This window comes from Acinetobacter sp. CIP 102129 (genome assembly GCF_000368305.1).
Classification (GTDB): Bacteria; Pseudomonadota; Gammaproteobacteria; order Pseudomonadales; family Moraxellaceae; genus Acinetobacter; species Acinetobacter parvus.
In genome coordinates, this window is sequence record NZ_KB849339.1 from 380,121 (window position 1) to 400,341 (window position 20,221).

General features: G+C 42.1%; 15 protein-coding genes, 1 tRNA gene and 3 pseudogenes. 16 read left to right on the forward strand and 3 right to left on the reverse strand.

Annotated features, from left to right (window positions below; genetic code table 11):
* Genes rseP through lpxA form a run of 6 tightly spaced genes read left to right on the forward strand, consistent with a single transcriptional unit; the run spans nt 1 to nt 6,790 of the window.
* Nucleotides 1-1,356 carry an RIP metalloprotease RseP gene (rseP, locus tag F973_RS03410; RefSeq protein WP_004760002.1) on the forward strand — a complete coding sequence of 452 codons (1,356 nt, stop codon included), beginning with the start codon at nt 1-3 and terminating at the stop codon, nt 1,354-1,356.
* 34 nt (nt 1,357-1,390) lie between these two features.
* Nucleotides 1,391-3,904 (forward strand): outer membrane protein assembly factor BamA, encoded by a 2,514-nt coding sequence (bamA, locus tag F973_RS03415; protein ID WP_004760004.1) that lies wholly within the window; start codon nt 1,391-1,393, stop codon nt 3,902-3,904.
* A gap of 46 nt (nt 3,905-3,950) precedes the next feature.
* Nucleotides 3,951-4,439: an OmpH/Skp family outer membrane protein gene (locus tag F973_RS03420; protein ID WP_004760005.1), complete on the forward strand. Its 489-nt coding sequence runs from the start codon at nt 3,951-3,953 to the stop codon at nt 4,437-4,439.
* Between the two features lie 3 nt (nt 4,440-4,442).
* A complete protein-coding gene (gene lpxD, locus F973_RS03425; RefSeq protein WP_004760006.1) occupies nt 4,443-5,513 on the forward strand; it encodes a UDP-3-O-(3-hydroxymyristoyl)glucosamine N-acyltransferase in 1,071 nt (356 codons plus the stop codon).
* Between the two features lie 6 nt (nt 5,514-5,519).
* Nucleotides 5,520-6,005: a 3-hydroxyacyl-ACP dehydratase FabZ gene (gene fabZ / locus F973_RS03430; protein WP_034431072.1), complete on the forward strand. Its 486-nt coding sequence runs from the start codon at nt 5,520-5,522 to the stop codon at nt 6,003-6,005.
* Nucleotides 6,002-6,790: an acyl-ACP--UDP-N-acetylglucosamine O-acyltransferase gene (gene lpxA, locus F973_RS03435; RefSeq protein WP_004760008.1), complete on the forward strand. Its 789-nt coding sequence runs from the start codon at nt 6,002-6,004 to the stop codon at nt 6,788-6,790. The genes fabZ and lpxA overlap by 4 nt, the downstream gene beginning before the upstream one ends.
* A gap of 115 nt (nt 6,791-6,905) precedes the next feature.
* Here the strand turns inward: lpxA and F973_RS14420 are convergent.
* From F973_RS14420 to argG, 3 genes and pseudogenes are all read right to left on the reverse strand, one after another.
* Nucleotides 6,906-7,193: pseudogene (locus F973_RS14420) on the reverse strand (IS30 family transposase); the annotation flags it as partial.
* A 357-nt stretch (nt 7,194-7,550) separates the two neighbouring features.
* A complete protein-coding gene (locus F973_RS03445; RefSeq protein ID WP_004760012.1) occupies nt 7,551-8,234 on the reverse strand; it encodes a pirin family protein in 684 nt (227 codons plus the stop codon).
* 193 nt (nt 8,235-8,427) lie between these two features.
* Nucleotides 8,428-9,771 (reverse strand): argininosuccinate synthase, encoded by a 1,344-nt coding sequence (gene argG, locus F973_RS03450; RefSeq protein ID WP_004760013.1) that lies wholly within the window; start codon nt 9,769-9,771, stop codon nt 8,428-8,430.
* 294 nt (nt 9,772-10,065) lie between these two features.
* Between argG and F973_RS03455 the strand changes: the two genes are divergently transcribed.
* From F973_RS03455 to F973_RS03495, 10 genes and pseudogenes are all read left to right on the forward strand, one after another.
* A complete protein-coding gene (locus F973_RS03455) occupies nt 10,066-12,096 on the forward strand; it encodes an FAD-dependent oxidoreductase (protein ID WP_004760015.1) in 2,031 nt (676 codons plus the stop codon).
* An 86-nt stretch (nt 12,097-12,182) separates the two neighbouring features.
* Nucleotides 12,183-12,272, forward strand: a tRNA-Ser gene (locus F973_RS03460).
* Nucleotides 12,273-12,446: 174 nt separating this feature from the next.
* Nucleotides 12,447-12,566: pseudogene (locus F973_RS14425) on the forward strand (IS4 family transposase); the annotation flags it as partial.
* Nucleotides 12,567-12,752: 186 nt separating this feature from the next.
* Nucleotides 12,753-13,760 (forward strand): quinone-dependent dihydroorotate dehydrogenase, encoded by a 1,008-nt coding sequence (locus tag F973_RS03465; protein ID WP_004760017.1) that lies wholly within the window; start codon nt 12,753-12,755, stop codon nt 13,758-13,760.
* A gap of 1 nt (nt 13,761) precedes the next feature.
* Nucleotides 13,762-14,355, forward strand: a complete 594-nt coding sequence (locus tag F973_RS03470; protein ID WP_004760018.1) for a CvpA family protein — start codon at nt 13,762-13,764, stop codon at nt 14,353-14,355.
* A 40-nt stretch (nt 14,356-14,395) separates the two neighbouring features.
* The gene (purF, locus tag F973_RS03475) at nt 14,396-15,934 is read left to right on the forward strand and encodes an amidophosphoribosyltransferase (RefSeq protein ID WP_004760020.1); all 1,539 of its coding nucleotides are present in this window, start codon (nt 14,396-14,398) and stop codon (nt 15,932-15,934) included.
* Nucleotides 15,935-16,037: 103 nt separating this feature from the next.
* Nucleotides 16,038-17,927: a M48 family metalloprotease gene (locus tag F973_RS03480; RefSeq protein ID WP_171062291.1), complete on the forward strand. Its 1,890-nt coding sequence runs from the start codon at nt 16,038-16,040 to the stop codon at nt 17,925-17,927.
* 165 nt (nt 17,928-18,092) lie between these two features.
* Entirely contained in the window at nt 18,093-18,893 is an 801-nt protein-coding gene (locus F973_RS03485) for an undecaprenyl-diphosphate phosphatase (protein ID WP_004680817.1), read from the forward strand.
* Between the two features lie 109 nt (nt 18,894-19,002).
* A complete protein-coding gene (locus tag F973_RS03490; protein WP_004760022.1) occupies nt 19,003-19,824 on the forward strand; it encodes a PaaX family transcriptional regulator C-terminal domain-containing protein in 822 nt (273 codons plus the stop codon).
* Between the two features lie 89 nt (nt 19,825-19,913).
* Nucleotides 19,914-20,221: pseudogene (locus F973_RS03495) on the forward strand (RNA-guided endonuclease TnpB family protein); the annotation flags it as partial.

The following is a 20,221-nucleotide window of genomic DNA, read 5'->3' on the forward strand; positions in this document are numbered from 1 at the left end:
ATGAATGCACTATTTATGATTGTTGCAGCGATTTTATTACTTGGTCCACTGATTGCAATTCATGAATTTGGTCATTATTGGGTGGCGCGTAAATTAGGTGTCAAAGTCTTGGTTTATTCCATTGGTTTTGGCCCAACCTTGCTGAAATGGCAATCCAAAAAATCAGGTATTCAATATCAGCTTTCTGCTTTGCCACTTGGTGGTTATGTCAAAATGCTGGACGAGCGTGAGGGCAATGTTGCTGAAAAGGACCTGCCTTACGCCTTTAACCGTCAGTCTCCGTGGAAGCGTATTGCCATCGTTGCGGCGGGTCCATTGATCAATCTTATTTTTGCGGTGTTATTGTTCTGGATTTTATTTTTACCAGCCCAGGAACAGTTGAATACCCGTATTGGCAAGATTATGCCCAATACTCCCGCAGCGTTGGTTGATTTGCAAGTGGGTGACAAAATTCTGGCAGTTGATGGTCAAACAACGCCAACATGGGAAAAACTTAATTATACCTTGGTCAATCGTGTGGGAGAGACAGGGCAAGTTTCCATTATTGTTGATCGTGCAGGTACTGAAAAGCAGTTTAGTTTACCAATCAAGGATTTCCTTAAGGATCAAAGCCAGTCACCTTTGGATGTATTGGGCTTCTTGCCTTATCGTCCAGTCATTCCCGCAACCGTGAAAGAGTTGAGTGCAGATGGTGCTGCTTCACGTCAGGGAATGAAAGTCGGTGATCGTATCGTTGCAATTGACAATGTTGTCATGAAAGACTGGTTTGATGTGGTTGATGTGGTTCAGAATTCACCTGAAAAACTTTTGAACATTGATGTGATGCGTCAGGGACAACTGCTGCATTTGCAGGTGATGCCACAAGGTCAGCGTGACAATATGGGCAATATCACAGGTGTGCTGGGGGTGAAGAGTGACGCAGGCAAGATCACCATCCCTGCTGAATACAAACAAACCATCCAGTATTCACCGATCGAAGCGTTGGGTGTTGCGGTAGATAAAACCACACAGCTTTCAGGCATGATCTTTAACTCAATCATTAAGATGGTGCGTGGCTTGATTGGACTGGATAATTTGTCAGGGCCAATTACCATTGCCAAAGTAGCTGGACAAAGCGCTGAAATGGGATGGCAGACCTTTATTTCATTTATGGCCTTGATGAGTGTCAGTTTGGGTATTCTCAATTTGCTTCCAATTCCAATGCTGGATGGTGGGCATTTGGTTTATTACTTTATTGAAGCCATTCGTGGTAAACCTGTTTCTGAACAAATACAGATGTTTGGTCTAAAAGTTGGTATGGTACTGCTCGGTAGCATGATGCTTTTGGCTTTATTTAACGACTTCATGCGTTTATAAAAACGCAATTGGAATTTAACTTACTGGAAAATATATGGGCATGCGTCACACACATTTATTAATGCCTTTGGCACTGGTTAGTGCGATGGCAGTGGTACAACAAGCATACGCAGCAGATGAGTTTCTTGCACGAGATATACGAATTGATGGCCTAGTGCGTTTAACACCTGCAAGTATTTATTCGATGTTACCAATAAATAGTGGCGATAGAGTAAGTGATCCAGTGATCGCCGAGGCAATCCGTACCCTATATGCTTCAGGCTTGTTTGATGATATCAAGGCTTATAAAGAAAAAGACATTCTGGTTTTTAAGGTTGTTGAACGTCCAGTCATTTCCAAGCTTGAATTCAAGGGTAATAAACTCATTCCAAAAGAAGCTTTAGAACAGGGCTTAAAGAAGATGGGTATTGCTGAGGGTGAAGTTTTTAAGAAATCAGCCCTGCAAACCATTGAAACCGAGCTGGAACAGCAATATACCCAGCAGGGTCGTTATGATGCCGATGTGACTGTGGAAACGGTTGCTCGTCCAAACAACCGCGTTGAGTTGAAGCTAAACTTTAATGAAGGTACGGCTGCAAAAGTTTTTGACATTAATATTATTGGTAATACTGTTTTTAGTGACAGTGATATCAAGCAGGTATTTGCCGTTAAGGAAAGTGGCTGGGCCTCTGTGGTGACCCGTAATGACCGCTATGCACGTGAGAAAATGGCGGCAAGCCTGGAAGCCTTGCGTGCGCTGTATTTGAACAAGGGTTATATCAATTTTAATATCATTAACTCTCAACTCAATATCAGTGAAGATAAAAAGCATATCTTCATTGAGGTTTCAGTTGATGAGGGTAGCCAGTTCAAGTTCGGCGAAACCAAGTTCCTCGGCGATGCATTATATAAGCCAGAAGAATTGCAGATGCTTAAGCTGTATAAAGATGGTGAGACCTATTCACAAGAAAAAGTAAACGCGGTTAAGCAACTATTGCTCCGTAAATATGGTAATGCAGGCTATTACTATGCTGAGGTAAACATCGTACCTGAGATTAACAATCAGACAGGTATTGTCAACCTCAATTACTATATCAACCCAGGTCAGCAAGTTACAGTTCGTCGTATTAACTTTACAGGCAATAGCAAAACAGCTGATGAAGTGTTACGTCGTGAAATGCGTCAAATGGAAGGCGCGTTGGCAAGTAATGAAAAAATTGACTTGTCCAAGGTACGTCTGGAACGTACAGGCTTCTTTAAAACGGTTGATGTCAAGCCTGTTCGTGTACCAAACTCTCCTGACCAGGTTGATTTGAATGTCAATGTTGAAGAGCAACATTCTGGCACAACCACACTTGCGGTTGGTTATTCTCAAAATGGTGGTGTGACATTCCAGGCTGGACTCAGTCAAACCAACTTTATGGGAACGGGTAATCGTGTGGCAATTGACTTGTCCCGTTCAGAAACACAGGATTACTATAACCTCAGTGTGACTGACCCATACTTTACCATTGATGGTGTGAGCCGCGGCTACAACGTTTATTATCGTAAAACCAAGTTAAACAAAGACTATAACGTCAATAACTATGTCACTGACAGTGTTGGTGGAAGTTTAAGTTTCGGTTATCCGATTGATGAAAACCAAAGTTTAAGTGCGTCTATTGGTATTGACCAAACCAAGGTAAGAACGGGTCCAAGCGTTTCAACCTATATTCGTGATTATCTACTAGCAAATGGTGGTAAGGCGACGGGTAGCAGTACTTATTGTCCAGAGGACCAATGGGCGAAAGATGCTGATGGAAAATATACAGGTGAGTGTAATCCAGGCGGGGAAATTACCTATGATAATGCCTTTGATGGTGAATTCCTGACCTATACCTTAAACTTGGGTTGGTCATACAATACCTTGAACAGACCAATTTTCCCAACCTCAGGTATGTCACATCGTGTAGGTCTTGAGGTCGGTATTCCAGGCAGTGATGTGGATTACCAAAAACTTACTTATGATGCTCAGGCATTTATGCCATTATGGGGCGGATTTGTACTGCGCGGTTATGGCAAGCTGGGCTATGGTAACGACTTGCCATTCTATAAGAACTTCTATGCAGGTGGTTATGGATCGGTTCGTGGTTATGATAACAGCTCACTGGGACCTAAATATCCAAGTGTTATTTTCCAGGAAATGGGTAAAGATGACTTATCAAAAGAGGAAGTGGGTGGTAACGCACTAGTTCAATTTGGAACAGAATTGGCGCTTCCTTTACCATTCAAAGGAGATTGGACACGTCAAGTTCGACCTGTACTTTTTGCCGAGGGTGCTCAGGTATTCGATACGCAATGTAATGTACCAAAAGGTAATATATTAGTAGGTGCTAGTACTGTTGATATCAAACAATATTGTAATGATAACTACAATTTTAATTTTGACAACATGCGCTACAGTGTGGGTGTTGGCTTTACATGGATTACCATGATTGGTCCATTATCGTTGAGTTATGCATTCCCATTGAATGACAAGAAAGGCGATGATACCAAATCAATCCAATTTGAAATTGGTCGTACATTCTAAGTACGACCTCAGTTTGAACTCTGCAAAACAGATAAGGGATGTAATAATGAAAACATTAACAATGCTTATGTTAGGTTTAGGATTAACGGTTTCAGCAGTTGCAAATGCGGGCGGTATAGGTGTTGTGGACCTGGCTAAGATCGTTGAAAGCAGTACCTATTTAAAACAGCAAAATGACAGCCTGGGTCAATCAGTTAAACCGACTTCAGCTAAACTGGAACAGTTAGGTAAAGAGATTGAAAGCTTACAGAAAAAAGCCCAGTCCGCTAATCAGGCCGATTTACAGAAATTAAGTGGCCAGTATCAGGCCAAGGTCAATGAGTTTAATACGACTCAACAGGGTCTACAGACCAAAGTACAGACGACTTTGCAAACGATGAATACAAATTTTGAGAATCGTGTGAAACAGGCCGCTGAACAATTAAGAAAAGAAAATAACCTGGATTTTATTTTAAATAAAAATTCTACGATTGCCTCTGATGCTCAGTATGATTTAACTGATAAAATGATTCAAAAGGTTAATGCAATGAAATAATCAATGAATAGACGTAGTTATCGTTTAGAAGAAATTGCTCACCTTGTCAAAGGTGAGTATTTCGGTGAAAAAGATTTTCAGGTTTTTAATTTAGCGAGTTTAGAACAGGCACAAAATCAGCATATCTGTTTTGTGAATGGGGATAAATACCTATCGCAAGCAGAAGCAAGCCAGGCAGGTGCTTACATTGTCACCGCAGCGCTCAAGCAACAGCTTTCCTCAAAAAATAACTTTATTGTCGTTGATAATCCTTATCTCGCGTTTGCGACTTTGACCCATATATTTGAAAAGAAAATTATCCAAAGGGGAATTTCAAGTACTGCTAAAATCCATCCCTCAGCCATCATTGCTGATGATGCTTATATTGGTCATTATGTGGTGATTGGTGAAAATTGTGTGGTGGGCAGCAATACCATTATTCAGGCCCATGCCTTTATTGATGATCAGGTTGAAATTGGCAAGGACTGTTTTATTGATGCACATGTCACCATTACAGGGGCTGCCAAGCTTAAGAACCGTATCCGTATCCATGCCAATACAGTGATAGGTTCAGAAGGGTTTGGCTTTGCACCTTATCAGGGGAAATGGCATCGCATTGCACAACTGGGTTCGGTTCAGATTGGTAATGATGTGCGTGTTGGTTCAAATTGCAGCATTGACCGTGGTGCCTTGGATGATACTATTCTGGAAGATGGTGTCATTATTGATAACCTTGTGCAAATCGCGCATAACGTTCAAATTGGTCAACATACAGCCATCGCTGCAAACACGGCAATTGCTGGAAGTGTCCGAATTGGCAAAAACTGTATTATCGGTGGTGGCAGTGCAGTTGCAGGGCATTTAAATATTGCGGATAATGTGACGCTTACTGGAATGTCAATGGTCACAAAAAGTATTTCTGAGGCGGGAACCTTTTCTTCGGGAATTGGACTGTTTGAAAATAGTCACTGGAAAAGAACTGTGGTACGCCTTAGACAATTAGCAGATGTGCCATTGACCCAGATCACCAAAAGGCTTGATCATATACAGGCTCAATTAGAGTCCCTTGAATCAACCCTTAAGTTACGTAAATAATTTATTATGACCGAGTCAACATTTCCAGCATTTACAATGCCTGAATTACCGATGCATATTCTTACCATTCGTGAATATTTACCGCATCGTTATCCTTTCCTGTTAGTTGATCGAGTTACGGGAGTCACTGAGAACAGTATTGTCGGTTATAAAAACGTATCTATCAATGAAGAGTTCTTGCAGGGGCATTTCCCAACCTACCCAATTATGCCTGGTGTGCTCATCATTGAAGCGCTTGCCCAGGTTTCAGGTATATTGGGTTTTGTTTTGACCAATCAGAAGCCGAGTGAGGGTTCCTTGTTTCTTTTTGCTGGTGCAGAAAAAATAAGATTTAAGAAACAGGTTGTTGCAGGTGATCAGCTTATCTTAAAATCTGAACTTGTGATGCAAAAACGTGGTATTTACAAGTACAATTGTACTGCCAGTGTTGACGGTATTGTTGCTGCAACAGCCGAGATCATGATTTCCCACCAAAAAATTGAGCAGACATGACTAGTCAAAATTTAATACATCCTACAGCAATAATTGATCCGTCTGCAAGAATTGCCTCTGACGTACAGATTGGCCCATATTGTGTGGTTGGGCCAAATGTCAGTATTGATACTGGTACAAAGTTACATTCGCATGTGGTCATTGGTGGTTTTACACGAATTGGTAAAAACAACGATATTTTTCAGTTTTCTAGCATTGGAGAAATTTGTCAGGATTTAAAATATAAGGGTGAGGAAACTTGGCTGGAAATTGGCGATCACAACTCTATTCGTGAACATTGTACCTTGCATCGGGGTACGGTACAGGATCAGAGCTTGACCAAAATTGGTAGTCATAACCTGTTGATGGTGAATACCCACATCGCCCATGATTGTATGATTGGGGACCATAACATTTTTGCCAATAATGTTGGTATTGCAGGGCATGTGAATGTCGGTAACCATGTCATTGTTGGTGGGAATGCAGGCGTTCATCAATTCTGCCGTATTGATTCATATAGCATGATTGGCGGGGCTGCACTCATTCTTAAAGATGTGCCAGCTTATGTACTGGCTTCTGGTAATCCAGCACATGCACATGGTTTGAACATTGAAGGAATGCGACGTAAGGGCTGGTCACGGGATACGATTCAGGGTTTAAGAACAGCCTATAAATTGATTTATAAATCAGGTTTGACCAGTGAACAGGCCATTGCACAGATTCGTAATGAAGTTTTAGATAATGTGCCAGAAGCCCAACTGTTGATTGATTCTTTAGAGAAATCAACACGTGGGATTGTGCGTTAGGTTTAATTTCAATATAAAAAAAAGACACTTCGGTGTCTTTTTTATTGGCTTAATTTTCTTCCTCAACAAACTGTTGTCGGTATTTTTTGGGAGACAGTTCAAAGGTGCGTTTAAACGCCTGGTTTAAATCAATCCCTTTAGGTAAATATTGCCTAATTAAACCATTCATATTTTCGCATGTGCCTTTTTGCCAGGGTGAATGTGGGTCACAGAAATATACATCTATGCCTAAATCTTCTTCGAGTGTTTTATGTTCTGCCATCTCACCTCCACGGTCATAGGTCAACGTTTTACGCAGTTCTGCAGGTAAATATTTCAGAGCTTCAGTTAAAGCCTTACGCACTGATTCTGCCTTTGCATCAGGTAATGTTGCCAAGATACAGAGCCGTGTATTTCGTTCAATATAGTCAAATCATTATAAAACTAATACAACTCAGTCTATGAATTATTTCGATTTTTTTTCGAATCCTGTATGGATAATAAATTATTTTTACTATAAGGGTTGCTATCGAACTTTTGATGATGGTATGACAATTTTATATACTCCATAAACCCTTTAAATTAATTAGGTGGTTTATGTCGCACTTCAAGCTTTAGTCTGTCCTTCCCCATGTGAATCATCCAGAAATGACGATTCAGGATATTCAGATCATTGTCATTCAAATGATGATTCCAGTTCAGATTCAAGTGGTTGTGATAGTAGCAGCAATGATTAAAAAGCTCGTACCCCTATGGAAAGAGGTACGAGTTAAACGGATGATTAAGGTAGGTCAAACCAGATCATTTGGCTTTCTTGCAATGCAGTAATGGTTGCAGTTTCATCGAATACTAAAGCATCACCCGCTTTAACCAAGTGATCAGCAATCATCACTTCACCAGAAATCACATGAACATAGTTCACTTTTTTCTTTGCAGTAATCTCCAAGTGTTGATCTTTCTCAATTACCGCCGTTTTCACCTCAGCATTTTGACGGATCAGCATTGGTGCAGACTCATCACCTGCGATCAAATGCCATTGGTTTGGGTGATCTTTCGGATTCAGCTGAATTTGCTGATAAGTCGGTTCAGCATCCTGTACATTGGGTTGAATCCAGATCTGTAATAGATGCACCGCCTTGTCATGCTTGTTCATTTCACTATGGGTGACACCTGTACCCGCACTCATCAACTGCCATTCACCCGCATTGATTTGTCCCTCATTGCCCATGCTGTCCTTATGCGAAATGGTGCCATCAAGCACACAGGTCAGGATCTCCATATTGTCATGGGGATGTGTGCCGAAACCGTTATGGGCGGCAACCGTATCATCATTGATCACGCGGAGTGCACTGACACCCATATATTTCGGGTTGTACCAGCTACCAAATGAAAAGCTGTGGTAGGTATCTAACCAGCCTGCTTTGACATGACCACGGTTTTCACTACGATGTAGATAAGCATTCATCTTTCATCTCCCAGTTATTATATTTTGCTTGATTGTTATATTATCGATTCATAATGGTGATAAATAGTCTTTTATTGCGACATATTGTTCTATAAATGCAATGATTTAATCGTGTGTATGTTTTTGGATGAAATAAAAAAGGCTGAATATTTTATTCAGCTTTTTAGGTGAGATAAATTTATTTATCAAACGCTTATTTTGATTTGTTTTCCAATTGAGGAATTGCAGAGCCTTGACCAACAGCAAGTAAACCTGTTTCAGTATAGATACCGAGTTTTGCACGGGTATCAGTAATGTCGAGGTTACGCATAGTTAACTGGCCGATACGATCCATTGGGGTAAACATCGAATCACCTTTCTCCATGGTCAAACGCTCAGCTTCATAGGTGAGGTTTGGAGATTCAGTGTTCATGATGGTGTAGTCATTACCACGGCGTAGTTCTAGAGTGACAGTACCTGTAATGACTTTGGCCACCCAGCGTTGTGCTGTTTCACGCAGCATAAGCGCCTGAGAATCGAACCAGCGACCTTGATAGAGTAAACGACCTAAACGTAAACCATTAATACGGTATTGTTCAATCGTATCTTCGTTATGGATACCTGTTACCAAACGCTCATAGGCGATGTGTAACAATGCCATGCCTGGTGCTTCATAAATACCACGAGATTTCGCTTCGATGATACGGTTTTCAATTTGGTCAGACATACCAAGACCATGACGACCACCGATACGGTTAGCTTCTAAGATCAGCTCAACAGGATCTTCGATACGTTGACCATTTAATGCAACAGGGAAGCCTTCTTCAAAAGTAATTGATACTTCTTCAGCATCAATTTTTACATCTTCTTTCCAGAATGCAACGCCCATGATTGGCTCAACGATTTTAATACCTGCATTGAGGTATTCCAGATCTTTAGCCTCATGCGTTGCGCCCAACATATTTGAGTCAGTCGAGTAGGCTTTTTCCTTTGACATTTTGTAGTCAAAACCATTGTCGATCAGGAACTGCGACATTTCGGCACGGCCACCCAATTCATCAATAAAGGTTTGGTCTAACCAAGGCTTATAGATTTTAAGCGCAGGGTTGGTCAATAAACCATAACGATAGAAACGTTCAATATCGTTGCCTTTATAAGTTGAACCGTCGCCCCAAATGTTGACGTCATCTTCTTTCATCGCTGTTACAAGCATTGTACCTGTTACTGCACGGCCTAGTGGTGTGGTGTTGAAATAAGGAACGCCACCAGTGCTAATGTGGAAAGCGCCACACTGAATTGCAGCAATACCCTCAAGCGCAAGTTGTAAACGACAATCGATTAATCGAGCTTTGACTGCGCCGTATTGTTCAGCTTTCTTTGGAATAGCATCATAGTCATCCTCATCAGGTTGACCCAGATTCGCTGTATAGGCATAAGGTTGTGCACCTTTCTGCTTCATCCACAATAAAGCTGCTGAAGTATCGAGACCACCAGAAAAGGCAATCCCAACTTTTTTGCCTACAGGTACGTGCTGCAAGATAGTTGCATTATCAGTCATTGCTTGTCCTAACTTTTATGAGTAAAGACCCCGAACAGGTAGTCTTGGAGAATCAAAAATCGGTAGCATTGTAACACTTTTCATTAAGCTTGTTTTCTTCAAAGAAAAACTATCCAGAAAATTTATGCTCTAATGGGTTAAGTTTTTTAGTTTTTTAAGATGGAAAACATGATTGTTACAAGTGTTTTGACTTTAGTGTCAGCACTTTCTCAAAAAAAAGTCATAAACACGCATAAAAATTCAGTTAGAGTATTATGCAACAAGTTGCAAAGCCAAAAATATAGAAGGAATATCATGACTAGCTATGCAAATATTTTAAAGCCATTACATCTCGGATTTACGACCATTAAAAACCGTGTGGTCATGGGGTCGATGCATTCAGGCTTGGAGGATCGTTTTTTTAATTATCCTAAACTTGCTGCTTATTTTGGTGAACGTGCCAAAGGTGGCGTCGGCTTAATCATCACGGGTGGGATTTCACCCAACCGTCAAGGCTGGTTATTACCTGCGGGCGGTACCATGAACACTCTGGCAGATATTCCTCATCACCGTCTGGTCACACATGCTGTGCATAAGCATGGAGCAAAAATCCTGATGCAAATCCTGCATTCAGGTCGTTATGGTTATCATCCATTTTCGGTTTCTTCTTCGCCAATTCAGGCACCAATTAATCCTTTTAAACCACGTCAAATGTCGGATAGCCAGATTTTGGCCACCATAGAAGATTATGCCCGTTGTGCAAGCCTGGCAAAAAAGGCAGGCTATGATGGCGTGGAAATCATGGGCTCTGAGGGTTATTTGATCAATCAGTTTCTAAGCAACCATGTCAATAAGCGCACAGACCGTTGGGGTGGCGATATTGAAAACCGTATGCGTTTTCCCGTGGAAATCGTCAAGGCGATTCGTGCCAAAGTCGGTGAAAAATTCATTATTTGTTTCCGCCTGTCCATGCTTGATTTAGTGCATGATGGCAACACTATGCAGGAAGTGATCATTATTGCTAAAGCATTGGAAAAAGCGGGAATCACACTTCTAAATACAGGAATTGGCTGGCATGAGGCGCGTATTCCGACCATTGTAACATCAGTCCCACGAGCTGCATTCGTGGATTATACCGCTGAGGTTAAACAGCATGTTTCAGTACCAGTGATTGCATCAAACCGTATCAATATGCCAGATGTTGCTGAAGAGATTGTAGCTTCAGGACAGGCCGATATGGTGCAAATGGCACGACCATTCCTTGCTGATCCATACTGGGTTAATAAAACTGCAACCAACCGTGTTGATGAAATTAATACCTGTATCGCATGTAATCAGGCGTGTTTGGACCATGCCTTTAAAAATGAGCGTGTTAGCTGTTTGGTTAACCCACAGGCATGTTTTGAAACGGAACTGGTTTATATCAAAACCAAGAAACCAAAACGTGTTGCGGTTGTGGGTGGCGGTGTTGCAGGGATGTCGGCTGCAACAGTGGCGGCAAGTCGTGGGCATGCTGTGACATTATTCGAAGCAAATAATGATGTGGGTGGTCAGTTTAATTTAGCGAAAGTTGTTCCTGGAAAAGAAGAGTTCCATGAAACTATCCGTTATTTTAAAGTCCAATTAAAGCAGACAGGTGTGGATGTTCGCTTAAATACCAAGGTCAATCGTGAACAGTTGGAACGTGAGGGTTTTGATGAAGTTGTGATTGCAACAGGTGTGGTGCCACGTACCCTAAAAATTCAGGGTAGTGATGCACCACAAGTCTTGTCTTATGCAGAAGTGCTAAAAGGCGCTAAGGTTGGATATAAGGTTGCTGTGATTGGGGCGGGTGGTATTGGCTTTGATGTGTCAGAGTTTTTGCTAAAACCACCACATCAACCACAGCCACAACCATTGGCAGAATGGCAACGCGAATGGGGCGTTGATCCAAACCCTAACTATATTTCTGAAGGTGGTACGCAACGTCCAGAAGTTGAAATGCCAGTACGTCAGATTTATTTATTGCAACGTAAAACAACGCCGTTGGGTATTGGCTTGGGTAAAACCTCGGGCTGGGTGCATCGTGCACAATTGAAAAAGCATGGTGTGCGTATGTTGCGTGGCGTACAGTACAAGGCTGTAACTGACGAAGGCCTATGGGTTGAGCATAATGGTCATGACCAGTTATTGCGTGTGGATACCATTGTCGTATGTGCAGGCCAGGAGTCTGTAAAAGATTTAGTACCACGTGAAAATGAAACCACACTGGCAAAATATCATGTGATTGGTGGTGCTAAGTTAGCAGGTGAGCTGGATGCCAAGCGTGCGATTCGTGAAGGTGCTGAACTGGCGGCTAAACTTTAACAATTGATGAAACAATATGCATTTGAATACATTGCAGTTAAATTTTTCTTGAATAAAGGAAACAAGCTTTGTATTCTTAGGCACATGGAAGCGTGGCAGAGCGGTTTAATGCACCGGTCTTGAAAACCGACGAGGGTGTGAGTCCTCCGTGAGTTCGAATCTCACCGCTTCCGCCAGATATCTAAATAAGCCCTTGTTTTTACAAGGGCTTATTTTTTGTCTGTGCTTTTGTCCCACATTGTAACCCACATTAAAATTCTGATTAAATCAATTGTAACTGGATGAAATTGGTAGCCTTTGGATAGCTGTTAAAAGTTACGAGTTGTTTATCGTACTTCAAAATAAGAAAGGCTCTATACTATGTTCAAATGGCGATTCAGCGTTTAATTGGTTTTGGGAAAAAAGCAGAGTTTAAGGAAATTCTGGCAATTTTAAGAAAGCAGAAGCCTGATAGGATAAGGGTTCTGTGAAATTTGTCGTGTACAGAGAAGTATTTTAATACTTTTTTGAATCCGTCAATGCCTAAGTCCTAAAACTGTCTAAACATAAAGCATTAAAAATAAGGCATTATAAAATAACTCTCTGCCAAGCATGGCGTTTTGTGGAGCCTATGCCTATAATACGCTTACTTGAAAAATCAGTAGACTGTGATTGGTATGTTATATTCATTGGCCCGCCCTTTGTTGTTTACTTTGGCACCAGAGCGTGCACATGAACTCACACTCTCCATGCTTGATAAAGCGCATAAACTTGGCTTTATGCACCAGAAAGTTGCTGCTAAACCCGTAAAATGTATGGGCATTGAATTTCCAAACCCCGTTGGTCTTGCCGCTGGTCTGGATAAAAATGGTGACCACATTGATGCATTGGCTGCCTTGGGTTTTGGCTTTATTGAGATTGGTACCATTACCCCACGCCCACAGGCAGGTAATCCCCAACCCCGTTTATTCCGTATTCCTGAAGCAAAGGCGATTATTAACCGCATGGGCTTTAATAATGACGGGGTGGAGCAACTGATTGAAAATGTAAAAGCTTCAAAATTCAAGGGTGTGCTAGGCATCAACATTGGTAAAAATGCCGATACGCCTGTTGAAGATGCTGTTTCAGATTATTTGATTTGTTTAGAAAAAGTTTATAATTACGCATCCTATATCACGGTCAATATTTCATCTCCAAACACCAAAAATTTGCGCAGTTTACAAAGTGGCGATGCACTTACAGAGTTGCTACAAACCTTGAAAGGTCGCCAACTGGAACTTGCGCAACAATATCAGCATTATGTTCCTTTGGTACTTAAGGTTGCGCCAGATTTAACACCTGAAGACATTAATTTTATTGCAGTGCAATTACTGAAGTTCAAGCTTGATGGCCTGATTGTCACCAACACCACACTTGGTCGTGATGGTGTGGAAAACCTGCCGAATGGCAATGAGGCGGGCGGTTTGTCGGGTGCGCCAGTATTTGAGAAAAGTACCGAATGTTTAAGCCAGTTTGCCGAAGTGCTGGATGGCCAGATTCCACTGATTGGGGTGGGTGGCATTCTATCGGGTGAGCAGGCTGTGGCAAAGCAACAGGCAGGCGCGAGCCTGGTTCAGGTTTATAGTGGGCTGATTTATGCTGGCCCAACATTGGTTAAAGACTGTATTAATGCGATGACAGGGTGAAATGAACACGCTTGATATCATTATTCTGATCATCTTGCTCATTGGAGGGCTGAACGGTTTGCGTCAAGGATTTATCAAAGCCTTTGCGAACTTGGTCGGATGGATATTCGCATTGATCGTGGGGGCCAAATACGCCGTTATATTGGCGCCTGCAATGAGCAGCCTAAGCCAAGACCCTGTCGTGCAAAAAATTGCAGCTTTCGCTTTTATCGTACTGATCATTGTGGTGTGTACCTGGATTGTTTCTGCATTGCTGAATGGCCTCTTGAAAAGCTTGAAACTGGGCCCATTAAATCGTTTAGCAGGTGGGGCATTTGGTTCCCTAAAAGGCCTGCTGATTGTTTTGGTCACCATGCAGGGCGTTGGTCCGTGGGTGGAAAGCTCACCACACTGGAAACAGTCCAAATTTGTACAAATCCTATTACCCTATGCACCTTTAGCAACAGAAATCTCTAAAGATGCTGCAAATCAAGCTTTACATCAAATGACATCTGAAGGTGCCTTGTTACAGCGCCCTTCAACCGAAATGGACGAGTCAGAACGTGCTGCGGTCGATCAGCGTTCTGATCATTCGACGAAAAATCCTTTTTATTAATTGGGGTTAAACCCCGTTCCTAGCTTGTCGCGAGGTTGCTATGTGTGGAGTTGTTGGGATAGCCGGTAAATCGCCAGTGAACCAAATGTTATTTGATGCTTTGACGATGTTGCAACATCGGGGACAGGATGCAGCGGGAATCGTCACTTGTCATCAAGGGCGTTTATTTCTCCGCAAGGATAATGGCATGGTGCGTGATGTGTTCCATACCCGCCATATGCGTGCATTGCTGGGTAACTACGGGATTGGGCATGTTCGTTACCCAACCGCGGGTTCATCCAGCAGTGCGGAGGCACAGCCATTTTATGTGAACTCTCCATACGGTATTACCCTTGCACACAATGGTAACCTGACCAACGCCGAAGAAATTCATGAAGATCTGTTTAAGACAGATTTGCGTCACATGAATACCGACTCCGATTCGGAAGTTCTGTTGAATGTGTTTGCACATGAATTACAGAAAATTGGCACATTAAACCCGACACCAGCAAATATTTTCCATACTGTTTCCCGTGTACATGAACGCTGTAAGGGTGCTTATGGGGTTGTGGCAATGATTACAGGTCATGGTCTGGTGGGTTTCCGCGATCCAAATGGAATTCGTCCATTGATTTATGGTTCACGCGAAACGGAACAGGGCACTGAATATATTATTGCCTCTGAATCAGTTGCGATTACCGCGCTTGGCTTTAAGATTGAGCGTGATATTGCGCCAGGTGAAGCGATTTTCATTGACAGCAAAGGCCAGTTATTTTCAAAACAGTGCGCAGTGGATCCTGAATACCGCCCGTGTATTTTTGAATATGTTTATTTTGCCCGTCCAGATGCCACAATTGATGGAATCTCGGTATATAAAGCGCGCTTGAAAATGGGTGAAAAATTAGCCCATAAAATCCTGAAAGAATGGGGTGAGCAACACGATATTGATGTGGTGATTCCAATTCCTGATACTAGCCGTACCTCTGCCTTGGAGTTGGCGAATATTCTGGGTGTGAAGTTCCGTGAAGGGTTTATGAAAAACCGTTATATCGGACGTACCTTTATTATGCCTGGTCAACATCAGCGTAAAAAATCAGTTCGTCAGAAACTGAATCCTGTGGAACTTGAGTTCAAGGACAAAAACGTTCTATTGGTGGATGATTCGATTGTACGCGGTACAACCTGTAATGAAATCATTCAGATGGCGCGTGATTCAGGGGCAAAAAAAGTATTCTTTGCCTCCGCCGCACCGATGGTAAAATATCCAAATGTGTATGGCATTGATATGCCAGCAAAGTCTGAACTGATTGCATCTGAGCGTACCGTTGAGGAAATCCGCGAAATTATTGGTGCAGACCGTTTGATATTTCAGGACCTGGAAGATTTGAAAAATGCAGTTCGTACCAGCAAGGTGCCTGATTTAAGAGAGTTTGACTGCTCTGTTTTTGATGGTGTTTATGTGGCGGGTGGTATTGACAAGGAATACCTTGCTGAACTTGAGCAAAAACGTAATGACACAGCAAAAAAGAAAGCCGATGGCTATATTGATGTAAATATTGATGCCGCTTCAGTGGACTTAACAGGGATTAAGGAAGAGTAGGCATTTTAATCTCTAGAAAAGCGGGAATTTCCCGCTTTTTTATTTTATGATACTGGAGGCGCTGGAGCCTCTGACAGAAACAATGTAATAAGGAAAATTTACATTGAAAGAAATGAGCCATTATTTAATTGAAAATAAGAATATTGCATGGTCAGTCAGCTTTTGTCTGCTTGCCATGGCATTGACTCTCTTTATTCTCAATTTAATTTTGGGTTTGGTGGTACATTTATTTGACTATACCCAGCCAGTTTGGTGGCATGTTTTAAGTCCTTATTTTATCTGCCTATTATTCTTTATCCTGATTTGGTCTGTCAGTACTGAACTGTATGTACTGCGTGAGGGCGGACATTCCCTGGCAAAACAACTAAAAGCACGCCGCCTGGTGTTTGATGAAAGTACGCCTGAAGAAAGTACTGCTTTAAAAGTGGTGGAACAGGTTGCACGCAGCTTTGCGATTGAGACCCCCGCAGTGTATGTATTGCCTGATGAGGTGGGGGTAAATGCATTAACCGCTGGTTTCAGGTCGCAGGATATCGTGATTATCTTGACCTGGGGGGCATTACAGAATCTGGATGAACTTGAGCTTTATGGTTTGTTGAGTTATGAGTTTAACCAGATTCTATCAGGTGAAGCAGTTGAGAATACCAAACTTAAAATTCTATATAGTGGTTTGACCACATTTAGCCAATGGGGAAGCAAGCTCGCACAGGCAGGTTACAATCCCTATGCAACCTCATACCGTAATAAATTTGAGACCATTTTTGTGGCGATTGGCGGGGTGATTTGGCTGATTGGAAGCTTGGGTATCCTGATCACCCGCTTAATCAAGTATCTCACCTTAAGTGGCCGAACCTTTCGCAATGACCTGAAAACCATGCGTTTGATGAATAACAACGCCAATATTCAAACACTTCTACGTATTTATGTGCATCATTCAGGTTCCCAAATTCACAGCGCATATTCTGAGTCAATTTCGCATATGTGCTTTGCCAACTCACTGAGTCCGCAAAGCTGGCTGAATATTCATCCAGGTATTAAAGATCGTATTTATGAGCTGAATCCAACCCTGTTACAGGATTTGCAACTGGAAAACCTGAGAAAGTTACGCAATCGCCCGCTATTCAGTTTGTTTCGTTCCCTTGAAGAGGAAATAACTGATATGTCGGTGCCATGGAGTTCGCCTCAGCCATTGCCATTGTTGCGATTGTCACCGATTAGCTTTGCCTTGAATGATGCGATCAAGCCACTCAATCCTGAGATGCGGAAAAATAAAAAACGCCCAGAACTGATTCAGCGTGCCATGCAGACCGCGACGGGTTCAAGAGAAGTGATGGTGGCGATTTTGATGATCCGCCAGTACCGTGAGTTTATTCCACAGGATGCGGCGGTGAGTCATGCGATTGTGGATGCATTGTTAAATCTGGATGGGCGGATTCATGTGCAGATTTTCCATGATGCCTGCAAGAACATTGGTCATATGCCCACCAGTATTGCACGTCAGTTTCTCACCAAACTGGCCTGTATTATTCAGGCGGATGGTGAGGTTGGCTTACTGGATGCACTATTGCTGGAGCGGGTAAAATATGAGTTGAACCTGATGCCAGCACATTTGCCCACAGCGTTTGAGGATCTGAAATCGCAAATTGTGCATTTGATTGATGCATTGCTGCATGTACAGCAAATTAACAGTCCAAATCAGCTTGAGGTCCGTGAACGGATTTTGCAGGAGCTTCTTACGCAGGAAGAGTTGCAAACCTATGCTGATATTTCGGATGAACCACTGGATCTGGCTGAAATCCTGAATGATGTTTCAGGTTTGTTATTGCGTGATCGCCTCAATATTTTAGCAATTGCAGAACGCTGCCTATGGAGTGACCGAATCATTACTCAAGATGAACTGGATGTTTTAGAGCTACTGTATTGGCGTTTGGGCTTTGATACCCGTGAGGTGGTTGAGCAAATGCAGAAGAAAAATAGCTTGATGATTATTTAAGATAACTTCCCAAATTTTTATATCTAACAGCATGTTAGGCTAGAATTTCAAAAGCCCCCATATTTTTAAAAACGTTACGTGACAATCACATAAAAAATACCTATTTCAGGGTAAGCTTGCCGTTAATTTTTTTATTGAATTTTAGATGGGGCTTTCGAGTAAGTTATGGAACACATTGAAATTTTAAAGGCGTTGTTTTTAGGGTTTATTGAGGGGCTGACAGAGTTCTTGCCCATTTCAAGTACAGGGCACCTGATTTTATTTGGTCATATGATTGACTTCCATTCAGACGATGGCCGTGTCTTTGAAGTCGTGATCCAACTTGGGGCAATTCTGGCAGTCTGCTGGTTATACCGCCAAAAAATTATTGATCTACTAAAAGGTTTTTTTAGTGGTGATTCAGAAGCACGACACTTTGCTTTTAGTGTTCTGATTGCATTTTTTCCTGCTGTCGTGATTGGTATTTTTGCGGTCGATTTTATTAAAAGCGTCCTATTTAGTCCACTTGTGGTGGCAGTTGCCTTGATTGTCGGTGGCCTCATCATTTTCTGGGTGGAGTCAATCAAGTTTGAGCATAAGACCACAGAGGCAACCAGGATCACCTATAAACAGGCTTTTCTTGTGGGGTGCGCGCAGTGTGTGGCGATGATTCCAGGAACATCACGTTCAGGTGCCACTATTGTGGGAGGAATGTTTTCAGGCCTATCACGTAAAGCTGCGACGGAGTTTTCTTTCTTTCTAGCCATGCCAACCATGCTGGGTGCGGCAACCTTTGACCTTATTCGTAATGCCGATGTACTGACACAGGACAATATGCTGAATATTGCGGTGGGATTTGTTGCTGCCTTTATTGCTGCATTACTGGTGGTGAGTGCCTTGGTGAAATTTGTTGAGCGTCATACCTTACGTGTATTTGCTTGGTACCGTATCGTGCTTGGCGTGATTTTATTATTCATTTTCCTTTAAAATTGAAACCCGTCTCTTTTACAGAGATGTTAAAAGAGGCGGATTCGGGTAAAATTTCCATTCTTTATTTTTCCAATATTTCATATCTTAAAACTGGTTCTAGCATAAGATGACAATAGCTAAAATGAACGCCCGAGACTTGATTATTGATCTACTTTTAGGGCTACAAGGTCGAGAGATCTCAATTAAACAAATTATTATTGCTGCCAAGCTTTTTGAGATTAGTGAAAACAGTATCCGTGTTGCCGTAACCCGTCTATCGGGTGATGGCGTGATCGAGGCGATTGAGCGCGGTATCTATCAGTTCACGGTCCAGTCGCATGAATGGGCCAATGTGATGCTGAACCGTAAGAACGGGATTAAGCAGACCAAGAAATGGACGCATCAATATCTTGCGGTTTTTACAGGTGAACTGGGGCGAGTTGACCGTACTGCACTGAACCGTCGTGAACGGGCATTAAAACGCTTTGGCTTTAAGGAGTTGGAACAGGGGATTTATATTCGTCCCGACAATTTGGCGATTACATTTGATCATCTTTTTTCCGAGTTGAAAGCTTCAGGTTTGGAAATGACCGCCAAGATTTGCCAGATTAGTCATTTTGATGAAACGACTTTGGCAATCATTCCCAGCTTGTGGTCAACACAAACACTCAACCAGAACTATGAGAAATATAGCCAAATGATTCAGAAATGGTTGGCTACGGTTGACCGAATCTCATTGGAGGATGCTGCGCGGGAATCGTTATTATTAGGTCGCCAGACAATTTCTCTGCTCATGAACGATCCTTTATTACCTGAGGATTTTGTTGATGTGCAGCTTAGGGAACAATTCGCCCTGAGTGTGCAACAACTGGATCAGACAGGTTTGGAACTGTGGCGCAAGTTTTATCCATTGGAGCGTAAAACCTCGGGGTTTAGCCCGAGGATATAAGCGACTGGCGTAAGCCATACGACATGAAATGTCGTTTTAAATACTTTTGCTATAATCACTATTAAGAAAAATACGGTTAAAATAATTGTATGAAGACACTCAAATTACGCATAAAAGACAAACATTGCAAGATGCTAGACCAACTAGCGTTGGAGGTAAACTTTGTTTGGAATTATGTCAATGATTTGTGTTTCAAGCATCTACAACGCAAACAACAATTCTTTTCAGCATACGATATTGCTAAATACACAAAAGGCACATCGAAAGAATGTAATTTGCATAGCCAAACGATTCAGGCGGTCACAGAAGAATTAGTGACAAGACGCAAGCAATTCAAAAAAGCAAAACTGAAATGGCGAGTCAGCAATAAAAAATCAGCTAGGCGTTCATTGGGCTG

Excerpts from the sequence above, each read along its gene's own strand:
- rseP (WP_004760002.1), top strand. The coding sequence starts at position 1 with ATGAATGCACTATTTATGATTGTTGCAGCGATTTTATTACTTGGTCCA.
- bamA (WP_004760004.1), top strand. The coding sequence starts at position 1,391 with ATGGGCATGCGTCACACACATTTATTAATGCCTTTGGCACTGGTTAGT.
- F973_RS03420 (WP_004760005.1), top strand. The coding sequence starts at position 3,951 with ATGAAAACATTAACAATGCTTATGTTAGGTTTAGGATTAACGGTTTCA.
- lpxD (WP_004760006.1), top strand. The coding sequence starts at position 4,443 with ATGAATAGACGTAGTTATCGTTTAGAAGAAATTGCTCACCTTGTCAAA.
- fabZ (WP_034431072.1), top strand. The coding sequence starts at position 5,520 with ATGACCGAGTCAACATTTCCAGCATTTACAATGCCTGAATTACCGATG.
- lpxA (WP_004760008.1), top strand. The coding sequence starts at position 6,002 with ATGACTAGTCAAAATTTAATACATCCTACAGCAATAATTGATCCGTCT.
- F973_RS03445 (WP_004760012.1), bottom strand. The coding sequence starts at position 8,234 with ATGAATGCTTATCTACATCGTAGTGAAAACCGTGGTCATGTCAAAGCA.
- argG (WP_004760013.1), bottom strand. The coding sequence starts at position 9,771 with ATGACTGATAATGCAACTATCTTGCAGCACGTACCTGTAGGCAAAAAA.
- F973_RS03455 (WP_004760015.1), top strand. The coding sequence starts at position 10,066 with ATGACTAGCTATGCAAATATTTTAAAGCCATTACATCTCGGATTTACG.
- F973_RS03465 (WP_004760017.1), top strand. The coding sequence starts at position 12,753 with ATGTTATATTCATTGGCCCGCCCTTTGTTGTTTACTTTGGCACCAGAG.
- F973_RS03470 (WP_004760018.1), top strand. The coding sequence starts at position 13,762 with ATGAACACGCTTGATATCATTATTCTGATCATCTTGCTCATTGGAGGG.
- purF (WP_004760020.1), top strand. The coding sequence starts at position 14,396 with ATGTGTGGAGTTGTTGGGATAGCCGGTAAATCGCCAGTGAACCAAATG.
- F973_RS03485 (WP_004680817.1), top strand. The coding sequence starts at position 18,093 with ATGGAACACATTGAAATTTTAAAGGCGTTGTTTTTAGGGTTTATTGAG.
- F973_RS03490 (WP_004760022.1), top strand. The coding sequence starts at position 19,003 with ATGACAATAGCTAAAATGAACGCCCGAGACTTGATTATTGATCTACTT.